Genomic DNA, 13,478 nt, shown 5'->3' with positions numbered 1-13,478 from the left:
TTTGGTAAATTTAAAGAATGTCAATTATTTCAAATTTGAAAAGATTCTAAATAGCGATTTCAAAAAAAAGTCGTAAATTCATAAGAATTTTATAGGTGTTTTAGCAAAAAGCACATTCCAAATAGAAATAGTATGAAAAAAATAATACCACTTTTGCTTTTACTGTCTTTGATGGTGAGCTGTAAAACTTCAGCAGGCAAAAATTCAGAGACAAAAGAAACTGCTCAACAAGGAGTAAATCAGGACGATTTGAACTATTATTTTAAAGCAACTGGAAACGAGCCATTTTGGGGAGTTAAAATAGGAAATGATAATATTGTTTTTACTTCACTAATTCCGGGTAAAGAGAGTATCACTTTTCCTGCAGTTGATGCGATCAGGGCTATGGATGCTAATGTGAAAATGTATAAGGTAAGCAATGATAATGTTTCCGGAATTATTACGATTCAACAGTTAGATTGTCAGGATTCTATGTCTGGAGCGATTTCTCCTTATAATGTAAAAGTCGAAATCAAGAATAACTCTGAATTAGAATTTAAAAAACTCAGTGGATGCGGAAAATATATTACAGATTATCGACTGTATGATATTTGGGTTTTGGAAGAACTAAATGGATATAAAGTTTTTGCTTCCGATTTTCAAAAAGAAATGCCTAGAATCGAAATTAACTCAGCAGAAAATAGATTTTCGGGCTATGGCGGCTGTAATGCTATAAGCGGACAAATTTTTTATGAAAAAGATATACTGCGATTTACAAGAGTTCTTTCGACTCTTATGGCTTGTCCTCAAGGAAATAAAGAAAGTGAGTTTACAAAAGCGCTGCAAAGCACAACTACTTATTCTATAGGTAATAATCAGTTGATTTTGTCAAATCCTTATGGGAAATTGGCTGTTTTTAAGAAGGTGGATTAGGTTTGTATTTTTGTTTTATCGCATTTTTTGTCATTTCGACGAAGGAGAAATCTCTACGAGAAGCTCTACAAAGATTTGCTTATAGGAAAGGAGCTGCTTGCGAAGATTTGCTTCGCCTGTTCACTATCACTCGGGTCTCCTTCGTCGAAATGACAATATTGTGGTGAATTCGTTGCTTTAAACGTATTTCTTAATTACTCAAACAATTCCTTAGGCTCTTCATCTTCCTGTTCTCCTTCAACAAAATCTAATTCTAAAGCTCTAACTGTTTGAACTGCATTTCCTGCAATACCACGAATCGAACCATACATTCCTAAGGTATTGTGAACTACTTTCTCGATTTGTTTTTCGCGTTGTTTCCAAATTCGCTGCATAGCTCTTTTTTCAGAATCTAAGTCGCTTTGCATTTGTGTAAAACCTTCCACAATGCCTTCAATTTGCAAACGGAATTCGTTGCTGGTTAGAAAATCATACAGCATTGACATTTTATCGCCTTTGTTTTCTTGTGCCTGAACTGCCTGACTTACCTGAATTAGTGATTGACGTAAAACAGCGGTCAAACCTTTAAATTCTTCATAAGTACAAATCCAGATTCCATCTCGCATTCCCATTCTTTCCATTCCGTTTGGCATTACTTCAGTTACCAAAACACCAATATTGGCTCTTTTGGTTCTAATGTCATTTTTGAATTTCTCAATCCAAGAAGGCTGAAAGGCTTTTGTTCTTTTGCTTTCGTAGTAAATTGAACCACAGTTTTGCAATTCACGAGTATTAACAATTTGAAGACAATCGGCACCGTTAGCACCTTTTTTAATTTCGTCGATAGTGTCAAGCGGAAAATTACTTGCCAGCCATTCTTCAATCGCTAATTCCATTACTTCGCCTTGCAATTGCATAGAACCTTGTTCTTGCTTGCGTTTCATTTCCTCGATCAGCTTTTTTTGATCGTCAGATTGTTTTTGGTATTCTTTTATTTTTAGTTCGTTTTTCTCTTCTTCCTGTTTGCGGATTTTATCGCGTTCCAGAACTAAAGTGGCGTTTAACTGCTTTTGTGCTTCGGCTTCGATTGCTTCTTTCATCTCCAGTTTTTCACGCTGAAGTTTTGCAATTTCGCCTGTCATTTTATTCAATTCACGAAGTTTTTCTGATTTTTCAGAAAGCTCTTTTTCCATCAAAAGCATGCGATCTTTATTTTCTTCTTCGAGTTTGGCTTTTAGTTTTTCAGAAATTTCTTTTTCAGCAGTCTTTTTTTCGCGCTCCAAACGTTCGGCAAAAAGTTCATTTTCTTGTTTCTTTTTGGCTTCAAAATCGGCTTTGGCTTTTTCGAATTGCTCGTTTTTTAATTCCAGTTCTTTTGCCTGAGTAGCAGCTTTTTGCTGAAATTCTTTACGGATACTATCTTCTAACTGATGTTTTAAGATGTCGTTTACGTCGATATTTTCTCCGCAGTTCGGGCACTGAATTGAAGATTGCTCAGCCATTTTTGTATTGATTTTATTTGGTAGAATTATAATTTGCTAAGGTATTTAAAAGTTCTCTTTTTATTGTTGGGAATGCTGTGATAAATTGTAACGATTTTTTATAGCCACGAATTGCATTAATTTTCACGAATTGTTTTTGAATTAATCTCGCAAAGTCACGGAGACGGAAAGTTTTTATTTAGAGTTTTTCCGAATAGTTTATCATTTCGACGAAGGAGAAACCTCCACGAGAAGCTCCACAAAGATTGGCTTGTAGGAACGGAGCTACTTGCGAAGATTTCTCCTTCGTTGAAATGACAAAAATGAGAGATAATCCTCTTAATGTTTTTAATCTGTGGCTTGAAAAAACTTAGCGTCTTAGCGACTTTGTGCCAACAAAAATTCAACAGCAGATCTCGTGATCTCAGAATCATCTTCTTTTGAAGTGATAATAGAAACATTTGTAAAAAGATTCACTTTTTTTAATTCAAGAAAACCAATTTCAGGATCTTGATTGTTTTTTGCAATATTAGAAGGAACAATCGAAATTCCTAAGCCATTTTTGACTAATTGTACTATAGAATTTATGTTGTTGGCTTCGTGAATAATTTTTGGTGTAAAGCCATAAAAAGCGCAAAGTTCTAGTAAAACTTCATGATAATGCGGCGCATAATCTTTATTGAAGAACACGAAAGTTTCATCTTTTAAGTTCAATATCTCTTTTTCAGATTTCAGTTGAATGTTATTTTTATTAAAAACAATTGAAAACCCATCCTGAAACCATAAATGAGATTGGATTTTTGGTGATTTTATTGGTGAACGAATAATTCCCATTTCGATTTTTCCTTGTTCTAAAGCGTCGATTTGTTTGGTTGTGGATACTTCAAAAAGTTTAAAATTTACATAAGGGAATTGTAGTTTTAAATGTTTTATTAATTCTGAAATAACAGATGAGTAAATCGAGCTGATGTAGGCGATTCTGAATTCACCCGAGACATTCGTGGCAATCTTTTTTGTTTTTATAGAAATACGTTCCAAATTCTGAAAAAGGACTTTTACTTCTTTTTCGAAATATTTCCCAGCTTCGGTTAGTTCTACTTTTTTATTGTTCCGAATGAAAAGCTTCGCTTGAAGTTCTTCTTCAAGTTCAATAATTTGGCGACTTAATGGCGGCTGTGAAATAAAAAGTTTCTCAGAAGCTTTGGTAAAATTCAGTTCTTCGGCTACAGCCAAAAAGTATTTTAAGTGACGTAATTCCATGATACTTTTAAAGTATTGATGATTGATAAAAATAGTATTTTTAAAGTATTTATGAAAGAGATAATTTTGAAAAGAGAAAAAAGAGCTCTCTCGCAGATGTTCTTTGCTAATTCGCTATCGCTTGGGCCGCAGATTGAGTAGATTATTAGTTTAGATAAAATCATCTTAACTACAATATTCCGATCAATAATAGCAAAAAGATTCGCTTAATCTGCTCCCGATAGCTATCGAGACTGCGGGAGATTAAAAAAAACATAGACTATGAAAAAATCAACTATTGCAGAAATCAAAGAACGATTTGATAACGATGTCGAAAGATTTTCAAATTTAGAAACGGGACAATTGTCTACAATTGATGCTAAAATTTCGTTGGAATTAATTACGGAAGCTTCTAAAAGAATTATTCCAAATGCCACTCATGTTTTGGATATTGGCTGCGGCGCAGGAAATTATACTTTAATGATGTTGTCTAAATTGCCAGATTTAAATTGCACTTTGGTTGATTTGAGTTTGCCAATGTTAGATAAAGCTTTTGAAAGAGTATCAGCAGAAACGAAAGGGAAAGTAGAAATCAAACAAGGTGATATTCGCGAAGTTGATTTAAATGAAAATAGTTTTGATATTATTTTGGCGGGAGCAGTTTTGCATCATTTAAGAGATGATCAGGATTGGGAAACTACTTTTAGTAAAATATTCAGATTATTAAAGCCCGGCGGCTGTTTTATGATTTCGGATTTGATTACACAAGACACGGAATTGTTGAACGAATACACCTGGCAGCGTTATAGAGAATATTTGGAAGGAATAGGAGGGGCGGAATATCGTAAAAATGTATTTGATTATATCGCAAAAGAAGATACGCCAAGATCAATGAATTATCAATTGGATTTGATGAAAAAAGTGGGTTTTAAAAGCGTCGAAATTTTACATAAAAATATGTGTTTTGGTGCTTTTGGAGGGATTAAGTAGTTTTTTATTGCCTCGAATTGCTTCGCCTGTTCGCTATCGCTCGAGTCACGAATCTATTCTTTAAAATTTATGCACAAAGCAATTAAAATAATTCGTGAATTCGAGGCAAAAAAATATCTTATAAAACCTGTGCAGTTTTGTAAACCTGAATTGGAGCGGCAACAAAAGTTTCGCTTTTAGTGATGAAATCTTGTAAATGAGATTGGTTGTTATGAAGATCTAAGCCGGTTTGATCTTTCCATTCTTCCCAAATAATAAAAACATTTTCGGCATGATGAAGATCGTAGCGTATGCATGCAGCTTCTTTTCTAGTTTCGGTAACTAAGTCATTCAATAAGCTGTGAAGCTGTTGAGTGTTTTCTTTCTTGCTTTTTATAATGGCAGTTATAGATATCATGGTTATATGGTTTTGAAAATTTGTGCTAAATGGTTTGTGTATTCAGATTTAAAGATACTAATATTTTCAGATGTAGCACCTTTTTCGACATCATGAAAATGAAATCCTTCGAGTTTTTGCATTCCCACAAATTTGTTCATTTTATGAAAACCAAACATAGCGCCATCATCTACGGAAGTTTCTTCGAAAAATTCTCCCGGAAGTGTAAAAGCAGTTGCAGGCGCATTCCAACTTGTGGTTAACATATATTTACGCCCATGTAAAAGTCCTCCGGTTCCGTAATTAATGTCTGGATTTGTTCTGGTTCTTCCGTCGCTTTTGTAAATTCCTTTATTGTGTCCAGCAGTGAAAACATCGTCGATGTATTTTTTGAAAAGATTTGGTAATTGAAACCACCAAACAGGAGTGTGATATACTACAACATCTGCCCAAACGAATTTTTCTACTTCTTCTTCAAGATCGATTTCTTGTTTGATGTCGGTTGTTTTTATTTCGTAGTTTTTATTTTTTAAAAATTCGATTGTCCAATCTGTAACGGTTTCATTGAATTTTCCGCCTGAATGAGCGAAGTTTTGACTTCCGTTGATAATAAATATTTTTTTCATTTTTATATGATTGTTTCTTTTGAAAATGGATGCGTGAGGGATTGAGGCGGTATCCTTTTGTGAAGTGAAACGGAACAAAAGATATAGCCGAAAGCCCGATTCGCCGCGGCGAACACGCCCAAATTCTAATTATTTAAATTTTGAGATTTTTTTAAACACATAGAAACATAACTCTCAAAGTTTGTCATTCCTCGGAATAACAATATCGTGCTGACTATGTTTATTAATGCAAGTGAAACGCCTTAAAACTATGTTCCTATGTGTTTAAATATTATTTTAATTTTGAAATTGCCTGATTAATAAAATCTAGTTCTGAAGCAGATAAATCAAAATCCATTGCTTTTGCGTTTGAAATGGCTTGTTCTGCGTTTCTTGCGCCAGCCAAAACAATTGAGATTCCTTTTTGTAAAGTAGTCCAGCGTAAAACCAACTGTGAGATCGAAATATGTTTTGAATTGGCTAAAGAACTTAGTTCTTCTACTAAAGTTTTTACTTGTTGAAGATCAAATTTTCCAAAATAACCATTGCGATGGTCGTTTTCTTTTAATTTACCGTCTGTAAAATATTTCCCTGTAAGTAAGCCTCTTTCCATTGGGCTGTATGCTATGATTCCGATATTTTCTGCAATTGTAAATGGAAGTAAATCTGTTTCAATGCTTTTGTTCAGCATACTGTACGCAACTTGATTGGATGCAATCTGAACTGTTTTTTGTGCTTCCTGAATTTGAGAAACGTTATAATTACTTACTCCAAATGCCCTGATTTTTCCTTGCTGAATTAAGGTTTCAACGGCTTCCATTGTTTCTGTAATTGGTGTGGTTGAATCTGGCCAATGAATTTGCAATAAGTCGATATAATCTGTTTGAAGATGTTTTAGGCTTTCTTCAATTTCTTTTATGACGTTTTCTTTTGATGAATATTTGAAAACAGGCACTTTTTTGCCATTATCATCGGCATCAAAAAAGAAATCGCCTTTTCCGTTATTACTTCCGTCCCAAACCAAGCCAAATTTGGTTAGCAATTGTACTTTTGAGCGATCGTAAGATTTTATTGCTTCACCAATCATTTCTTCGCTTAAGCCAAATCCGTAAAAAGGAGCGGTGTCAATTGTTGTTACTCCGTGGTCGATAGAAGCGCGAACAGAGTCGATTGAATCTTTCTTTTCGTTTCCGCCCCACATGTTTCCGCCAATTGCAAATGCGCCGTATGTTATGGTTGATAATTCTAGTTGAGAGTTGCCTAATTTTCTATATTCCATGATATTAAATATTACGTTTTACAAATTTTTGACAAAATTATACCATTTTTATGAGTGTAAAATTGTATAATTTTGTCTTTTTTAGGTACATTTGCAACTTCAATAGATTCTTTAAGATTATGAAAAAAGAAAATTTATATGAGCCGTTTACGGTTTCTTTTGAAACATTGGATGAATATCCAGATGTTGGAGATCGTCATAATTTCTTTGAATTGGTTTACATTTTGAGCGGAACAGGAAGGCAGTGTATCAATAAAAATATCTTTGAATATGATGCTGGACATATGTTTTTATTGACACCTGAGGATTGTCATAATTTTACTATTGAAACGAAAACGAAATTTTTCTTTTTGAGATTTAATGATATTTATTTGAAGAATTCGAGTCTTCAAAATGAAAATATTCAGCGTTTAGAATATATTCTGCAAAATGCAAATCATCAGCCGGGTTGTATTTTAAAGAATGATGCTGATAAGTGTTTGGTTAAGGTAATGATCGAAGCGATTTGCCGAGAACATAATGATAAAGATGTTTATAATCAGGAATTGATTCAACAATTGGTAAATACTTTAATCATTATTGTTGCCAGAAATATTGCGAAATATCTGCCAGAGCAGGTTAATGTGGGAACTGAAGCCAAAGCAATGGATATTTTACAATATATTCAAACGAATATTTATTATCCTGAGAAAATAAAAGCGGAGTCTATAAGTGATTATTTTGGAATTTCGAATACATATTTAGGACGTTATTTTAAGAAACATGCCGATGAAACGATGCAGCAATATATTAGCAATTATAAAACGAAATTGATTGAACATCGTTTGCAATTTAGTGATAAACGTATTAACGAAATTGCATATGAATTTGGCTTTACGGATGAAAGTCACTTTAATAAATTCTTCAAAAAGCAAAAAGGCAATAGTCCGTCAGAGTTTAGAAAGACAATTCGATTGAGTGCTTAAACAAGGATTACACGAATTTATACCATTTTTTTGCCACCGATTACACTGATTAAAAGGATTTTTAATTTTTGATAATTAGTGCAATTCGTGTTTTTAAATGATTTTTTTAATCACTCGTAATTTATGCGTGTGTTTGTTTATTTCGGGATTGTAAATTCCGGTATGATCTAAACGATCGATGCGGACTTTTCCACTTGCGTGAATGATATAGTTGTTTTCCATAATGATTCCCACATGAGTAATGTTTCCTTCATCATTGTCAAAAAAAGCTAAATCTCCCGGTTCGCTTTCTTCAATAAAGCTTAGAGGTTCGCCTTCCAGCGCTTGTTGAGAAGCGTCGCGATGAATTTTGTATCCGTTTAGTTTGTAAACCATTTGTGTAAAACCAGAACAATCTACTCCAAAAGGTGTTTTTCCGCCCCATAAATAAGGTGCGTTTAGATACATAAAAGCGGTGTTTATAAGTGCGCTTTTTGGTTTTATGCCGCTGGTTTTTGTTCCTTCAAAATCAAAATTGGAAGTGTTGATTTCGTTATTGTTTAGAAAAGTTAACGAAGCACCAAGCGGAATTGGCAATAATAAATTGTTTGGAGAAGTGATATAATCAATTAAATCAGCGTTTAGAATAATGGCTTCTTTGCTTAATTGATTGTAGTTTTCTTCAGAAATTACCTGATATTGTTTTGAATCTACCCAGCCTTCATAATCATCGAACTGAATTTTTATGCGCGCCCATTGCTTTTGGCGTTCTAAAATTTCGATATGTTCGCCAAACAAAAGTTGTGTAACGATTTCACTTCTGTCGCTAGGCTCAGATCGAACGGGTACTATGGCAAGATTGCAAATTCCGAACATTTAGGGTAATTTATAAGTTTAAAAAAATTAGGAGTCAAAAGTAGTTAATAACTCCTAATTTAAAGTATTATTATTTAAGCTCTTTCGATAACAATTGCTGATGCGCCACCGCCGCCATTGCAAATTGCAGCAGCTCCGATTTTAGCATTGTTTTGTTCTAAAACATTAATTAAAGTTACAATAACACGTGCTCCAGAGCAGCCAAGAGGATGTCCTAGTGAAACAGCTCCGCCGTTTACGTTTACTTTATCGTTATCAAGATTTAAGATTTTTGCATTGGCTAAACCAACTACAGAAAAGGCTTCATTGAATTCGAAATAATCAACATCTGAAATTGAAATTCCAGCTTTATTTAAAGCTTTTGGTAATGCTTTTGCCGGGCTTGTTGTAAACCATTTTGGTTCTTGCGCTGCATCTGCATACCCTTTTATGTAAGCTAAAGGTTTTAAACCTAAAGCAATCGCTTTTTCTTCAGACATTAAAACTAAAGCAGCGGCACCATCGTTTATAGTTGAAGCGTTTGCAGCAGTTACAGTTCCGTCTTTTGTGAAAACAGGGCTTAAAGATGGAATTTTATCTAATTTTACATTAGTGTATTCTTCATCTTTAGAGAATATAATTGGTTCGCCGCGTCTTTGTGGAACTTCTACGGGAACAACTTCATTATCAAATTTTCCAGCATCCCAAGCTTTTGCACTTCTTTTATAAGATTGAATTGCAAAGTTATCTTGTTCTTCACGGCTGATTTTGTATTCAGATGCGCATAAGTCAGCGCAAACTCCCATTGCGTTGTTATCGTAAGCATCTGTTAAACCATCTTTTTGCATTCCGTCCAGCATTGTTGCAGGACCAAATTTGTTTCCAGTACGCATTTGCACGTAATGTGGAATCAAACTCATGCTTTCCATTCCACCGGCAACTACGATTTCGGCATCACCGCAAGCGATTGCCTGCGCACCAAACATTACCGCTTTCATTCCAGAGGCACAGACTTTGTTAACTGTTGTGGCAGCAACTTCTTCTGATAATCCTGCAAAAAGGGCAGCTTGACGAGCTGGAGCTTGTCCAACACCAGCTTGGATTACGTTCCCCATGAAAACTTCATCAACTAATTTTGGGTCTAGGTTAATTTTTGAAAGTGCGCCTTTAATAGCGGCAGCGCCTAATTTTGGTGCGGGCACGGTAGATAACCCACCCATGAAACTTCCGATAGGTGTTCTAACGGCAGAAACAATCACAACTCTTTTGTTCATTTTCTGTTAATATTAGTTATCTAGCAAATTTACTGTTTATTTGAATAAATTCAAATTTTGCGTGAATTCGATTGGATTTTAAATTTAAGATGAAATTTTTGTTAATTCTATTCGTTTGATTGTGAAGTGTTTTAGAAAAAAGATTAAAAAAACTTTAAAAAAAGCGCAAAAATAGTTGTGAGATATGGAATGTTGTCTTACATTTGCAACCGCAAAACAGAACACGTTTCTTGAGCTTGGAGAGGTGCCAGAGCGGTAATGGAGCAGATTGCTAATCTGTCGACGGGTAACCGTCGCCAGGGTTCGAGTCCCTGTCTCTCCGCTTAAATTTTGCCTTCGGGGTGTAGCGTAGCCCGGTTATCGCGCCTGCTTTGGGAGCAGGAGGCCGCAGGTTCGAATCCTGCCACCCCGACTTTTTTTGAGAGTTTTTTTATAAAAATCTTATTTTGGTTCCATAGCTCAGCTGGATAGAGCAACGCACTTCTAATGCGTAGGTCGAAGGTTCGAATCCTTCTGGGATCACAACAAAAGCCACTCAATTTGAGTGGCTTTTTTGTTTTGTAGCATTTATCAAAACCTGAAAATTGTTCTTTTAGAGATCAACACTAAAACCTGTGGACTAGCAATTAATTAAGTATATGTATTAGTTATTCTGAAAAGAGAATATTCTATATTTCTACCTGAGATAATGGGGTTGTTGAAAATTACAAGAAGATTTTAATTACTTGAACTGATAATTTTACTTTTAAAACAAATTAGATTTTTCTACTCTGCCTTAGAATACTTACTTTTACAATACTAACAGAACAGACAGGAATGAAAGCTCGAAAAAGACATTTGTTTATTGTAACAGCATTTTTAGTATTGACATTTGGAACTGTACAAGGACAGGAAAAAATTACAATTGTAGCGGCAGCCAATTTAAAAATTGCTCTGGACTCGATAAATACCGTTTTTAAAATTCAAAATCCAGGTATAAATACACAGATTACCTATGGCGCTTCAGGAAAGTTCTTTGAGCAGATTTCCAACAGTGCTCCGTTTGATTTATTTTTCTCGGCAGATATGGATTTTCCCAAAAAGTTGGAAGAGAAAAAATTGACCGGTTCTAAAGTTAAAATGTATGCAACCGGAAAATTGGTGATTTGGAGCAAAAAAACAGATCCGAATAAAAGTAAAATAAACAGTCTTCTAAGCGCAGATATTCGCAAAATAGCCATTGGAAATCCTGCAACTGCGCCTTATGGAGAAAAAGCAGTTGAAAGCTTGAAATTTTATAAAATTTATGACAAAGTAAAAAGCAAACTCGTTTTTGGCGAAAATATTACCCAAGCCACTCAATTTATCACAACTGGAAATGCCGATATTGGAATCACTGCTTTATCGCTTGTTCTGACTCCAAACATGAAAAGAGAAGGAGGAAAGTACTATATTATTCCGCAAAAGAGCCATACACCGCTAGAGCAGGGCTGCGTAATTTTGAAAAATGCAAAAGGAAAGGCCAGTGCGGTCAAATTTTATAATTTCATATCTTCAAAGAAAGCAATTGCTATTTTAAAGTATTATGGATATGATACAAAAGCATAATGAATATACTAAACGGAATCATATCACAAATTCAATCTCATGAAGGTATTTCGCTTGTGGGAGTACAGTCAAATGACGTTACTTTTTCTACAATTGTTCTCGATACGCCAGAAACTTCTGATTACTTAAAAATAGAGAATCCTGTCAAAATTATTTTTAAAGAAACTGAAGTCGTGATTTCTAAAGATTTAAATCCAAATATTAGTACGCAGAATAAACTGTTATGCCGCATTGAATCTATTCACAAAGGAGTGATTTTGTGCCAGATTAATTTGGTCCATGAACAGCAGGTTATAAAATCTATTATAACAAGAAATGCTTGTGAACAATTAGATTTAAAAGAAAATGATATGGTATTGGCTTTAATAAAAACAAACGAAGTAAGCTTGGCTGCACATGATTAATTTAGAACCCATATGGCTTACAGCAAAATTGGCACTGATTACCACAATAATACTTTTTATTGTGGCAATTCCGCTTTGTTATTGGTTGTCTTATAGCAGGTTTCGGTTCAAAGCGGTTATTGAAGCTTTGATAAGTCTGCCTTTGGTTTTGCCGCCTTCGGTTTTAGGTTTTTATCTTTTAATAGGTTTTAGCCCAGAAAATGCCTTTGGAAAATTTTTATCTGATTATTTTGATCTTCGATTGGTGTTTACTTTTCAAGGATTAATTTTAGCTTCGGTTTTATACAGTTTGCCTTTTATGGTAAATCCTATTTTGTCAGGATTGAAAAATTTGCCGCCTGCACTTCAGGAAGCTTCTTTTACACTTGGAAAATCAAGGTTTGTAACTGTTACAAAAATTTTACTGCCCAATATACAAACATCGTTACTTACCGGAATTATAATGACTTTTGCACATACAATAGGGGAGTTTGGCGTAGTTTTAATGGTGGGAGGAAGTATTCCTGAAGAAACCAAAGTCGTTTCGATTGCCATTTACGAAGAAGTAGAATCGATGAATTATTATAACGCCAATGTCTATGCAGGAATTTTGTTTGTGTTCTCTTTTCTTATTTTGCTTACTGTTCATTTAATTAATAATAAATCAAGAAAAACTACACTTTATTAATGATACAGTTTAATGCCTATAAAATGCTTCAAACCGCTGACGGCGAACTGCCATTGGATGTTTCTTTGACTTTTGAAAAAGGTCAGTTTATTGCTATTTATGGTAATTCTGGAGCAGGTAAAACCACTATTCTTAGAATATTAGCAGGACTTACTGAAGCAGAAAAAGTGCAGATAAAAGTAGGGGATGAAGTTTGGGATGATTCTCAAAAAAAGTTTCATCTTCCAGTTCAAAAACGTTCAATAGGCTTCGTTTTTCAGGATTTTGCTTTATTTCCGAATCTTACGGTTAAAGAAAATTTGGAGTTTGCGTTATCTAAAAACGATTCAAATGAAATTGTTACTGAATTAATAGAGCTGATGGAATTGGAGTCGCTGCAAAACAGTAAACCTCAAAATTTATCAGGAGGACAAAAACAGCGTGTAGCGTTGGCAAGAGCGATTGTGCGTAAACCAGAGATTTTGTTGTTAGACGAGCCGCTTTCGGCCTTAGATGATGAAATGCGATTTAAACTTCAGGATTATATTTTAAAAATTCATCAAAAATATAAATTAACTACTTTGATGATAAGCCATTCGGCAGCCGAAATTTTTAAACTTTCTGATAAGGTAGTCGTTATTGACAAAGGTAAAATTACCAAACAAGGAACGCCAAATGAGGTATTCGCTGAAAAGAAAATAAGCAGTAAATTTCAAGTAACGGGAGAAATAATCAGCATTGTAAAAAGTGATATTATTTATGTCGTACAAGTGTCGTCAGGAAATAATATTATAAAAGTCGTCGCGACAGAAGATGAAATTGTAAATTATAAAATAGGACAAAAAGTGCTTGTGGCTTCAAAAGCCTTTAATCCAATTATTCAGATTTTATCCTAAAGAAAAAAACG

The 13,478-nt window shown here is 34.3% G+C and carries 14 protein-coding genes and 3 tRNA genes; 10 read left to right on the top strand and 7 right to left on the bottom strand.

What is annotated here, in order from left to right; translation table 11 throughout:
* The first annotated feature begins 132 nt into the window (after window positions 1-132).
* Window positions 133-912 (top strand): META domain-containing protein, encoded by a 780-nt coding sequence (locus tag BOW57_RS13550; protein ID WP_129054975.1) that lies wholly within the window; start codon window positions 133-135, stop codon window positions 910-912.
* A 194-nt stretch (window positions 913-1,106) separates the two neighbouring features.
* On the opposite strand, the gene BOW57_RS13545 is transcribed toward BOW57_RS13550, so the two are convergent.
* Together BOW57_RS13545 and BOW57_RS13540 are read right to left on the bottom strand one after the other, a co-directional pair.
* Window positions 1,107-2,393, bottom strand: a complete 1,287-nt coding sequence (locus tag BOW57_RS13545; protein ID WP_129054973.1) for a DUF2130 domain-containing protein — start codon at window positions 2,391-2,393, stop codon at window positions 1,107-1,109.
* Window positions 2,394-2,750: 357 nt separating this feature from the next.
* Window positions 2,751-3,632: a LysR family transcriptional regulator gene (locus BOW57_RS13540; protein ID WP_129054971.1), complete on the bottom strand. Its 882-nt coding sequence runs from the start codon at window positions 3,630-3,632 to the stop codon at window positions 2,751-2,753.
* Window positions 3,633-3,893: 261 nt separating this feature from the next.
* Here BOW57_RS13540 and BOW57_RS13535 point away from each other — a divergent pair, with 261 nt between their 5' ends.
* A complete protein-coding gene (locus tag BOW57_RS13535; RefSeq protein ID WP_129054969.1) occupies window positions 3,894-4,601 on the top strand; it encodes a class I SAM-dependent methyltransferase in 708 nt (235 codons plus the stop codon).
* Between the two features lie 118 nt (window positions 4,602-4,719).
* Here BOW57_RS13535 and BOW57_RS13530 read toward each other — a convergent pair whose 3' ends face one another.
* From BOW57_RS13530 to BOW57_RS13520, 3 genes are all read right to left on the bottom strand, one after another.
* Window positions 4,720-4,998 carry a putative quinol monooxygenase gene (locus tag BOW57_RS13530; RefSeq protein ID WP_129054967.1) on the bottom strand — a complete coding sequence of 93 codons (279 nt, stop codon included), beginning with the start codon at window positions 4,996-4,998 and terminating at the stop codon, window positions 4,720-4,722.
* A 2-nt stretch (window positions 4,999-5,000) separates the two neighbouring features.
* On the bottom strand, window positions 5,001-5,603 hold the full coding sequence (locus BOW57_RS13525) for an NAD(P)H-dependent oxidoreductase (protein WP_129054965.1): 603 nt from the start codon (window positions 5,601-5,603) through the stop codon (window positions 5,001-5,003).
* A gap of 271 nt (window positions 5,604-5,874) precedes the next feature.
* Window positions 5,875-6,861, bottom strand: coding sequence for an aldo/keto reductase (locus BOW57_RS13520; RefSeq protein ID WP_129054963.1), 987 nt, complete (start codon window positions 6,859-6,861; stop codon window positions 5,875-5,877).
* 119 nt (window positions 6,862-6,980) lie between these two features.
* On the opposite strand from BOW57_RS13520, the gene BOW57_RS13515 reads away from it, so the two are divergent.
* Window positions 6,981-7,826 (top strand): AraC family transcriptional regulator, encoded by an 846-nt coding sequence (locus BOW57_RS13515; RefSeq protein WP_089052768.1) that lies wholly within the window; start codon window positions 6,981-6,983, stop codon window positions 7,824-7,826.
* A gap of 93 nt (window positions 7,827-7,919) precedes the next feature.
* Here BOW57_RS13515 and BOW57_RS13510 read toward each other — a convergent pair whose 3' ends face one another.
* The gene (locus BOW57_RS13510) at window positions 7,920-8,681 is read right to left on the bottom strand and encodes a C40 family peptidase (RefSeq protein ID WP_089052769.1); all 762 of its coding nucleotides are present in this window, start codon (window positions 8,679-8,681) and stop codon (window positions 7,920-7,922) included.
* Between the two features lie 74 nt (window positions 8,682-8,755).
* Entirely contained in the window at window positions 8,756-9,934 is a 1,179-nt protein-coding gene (locus tag BOW57_RS13505) for an acetyl-CoA C-acyltransferase (protein ID WP_129054961.1), read from the bottom strand.
* A gap of 238 nt (window positions 9,935-10,172) precedes the next feature.
* Between BOW57_RS13505 and BOW57_RS13500 the strand changes: the two genes are divergently transcribed.
* The 7 genes from BOW57_RS13500 (at window position 10,173) to BOW57_RS13470 (ending at window position 13,467) form a co-directional block, all read left to right on the top strand.
* Window positions 10,173-10,256, top strand: a tRNA-Ser gene (locus tag BOW57_RS13500).
* Window positions 10,257-10,271: 15 nt separating this feature from the next.
* Window positions 10,272-10,346 (top strand) — tRNA-Pro (locus tag BOW57_RS13495).
* A gap of 36 nt (window positions 10,347-10,382) precedes the next feature.
* Window positions 10,383-10,456 (top strand) — tRNA-Arg (locus BOW57_RS13490).
* A gap of 294 nt (window positions 10,457-10,750) precedes the next feature.
* On the top strand, window positions 10,751-11,521 hold the full coding sequence (gene modA / locus BOW57_RS13485) for a molybdate ABC transporter substrate-binding protein (protein ID WP_129054959.1): 771 nt from the start codon (window positions 10,751-10,753) through the stop codon (window positions 11,519-11,521).
* Window positions 11,521-11,925, top strand: coding sequence for a molybdopterin-binding protein (locus tag BOW57_RS13480; protein ID WP_129054957.1), 405 nt, complete (start codon window positions 11,521-11,523; stop codon window positions 11,923-11,925). Before modA ends, BOW57_RS13480 begins: the two co-directional genes overlap by 1 nt.
* Complete coding sequence (gene modB / locus BOW57_RS13475; RefSeq protein WP_089052773.1) at window positions 11,918-12,592, top strand: molybdate ABC transporter permease subunit; 675 nt, start codon at window positions 11,918-11,920, stop codon at window positions 12,590-12,592. The genes BOW57_RS13480 and modB overlap by 8 nt, the downstream gene beginning before the upstream one ends.
* Window positions 12,592-13,467: an ABC transporter ATP-binding protein gene (locus tag BOW57_RS13470; RefSeq protein ID WP_129054955.1), complete on the top strand. Its 876-nt coding sequence runs from the start codon at window positions 12,592-12,594 to the stop codon at window positions 13,465-13,467. Before modB ends, BOW57_RS13470 begins: the two co-directional genes overlap by 1 nt.
* The last annotated feature ends 11 nt before the right edge of the window (window positions 13,468-13,478 follow it).

This window comes from Flavobacterium sp. YO64 (assembly GCF_004119505.1).
Lineage (GTDB): Bacteria > Bacteroidota > Bacteroidia > Flavobacteriales > Flavobacteriaceae > Flavobacterium > Flavobacterium oncorhynchi.
The sequence above is the reverse complement of the archived record's forward strand: the minus strand, read 5'-3'. Positions and strand labels throughout refer to the sequence as shown.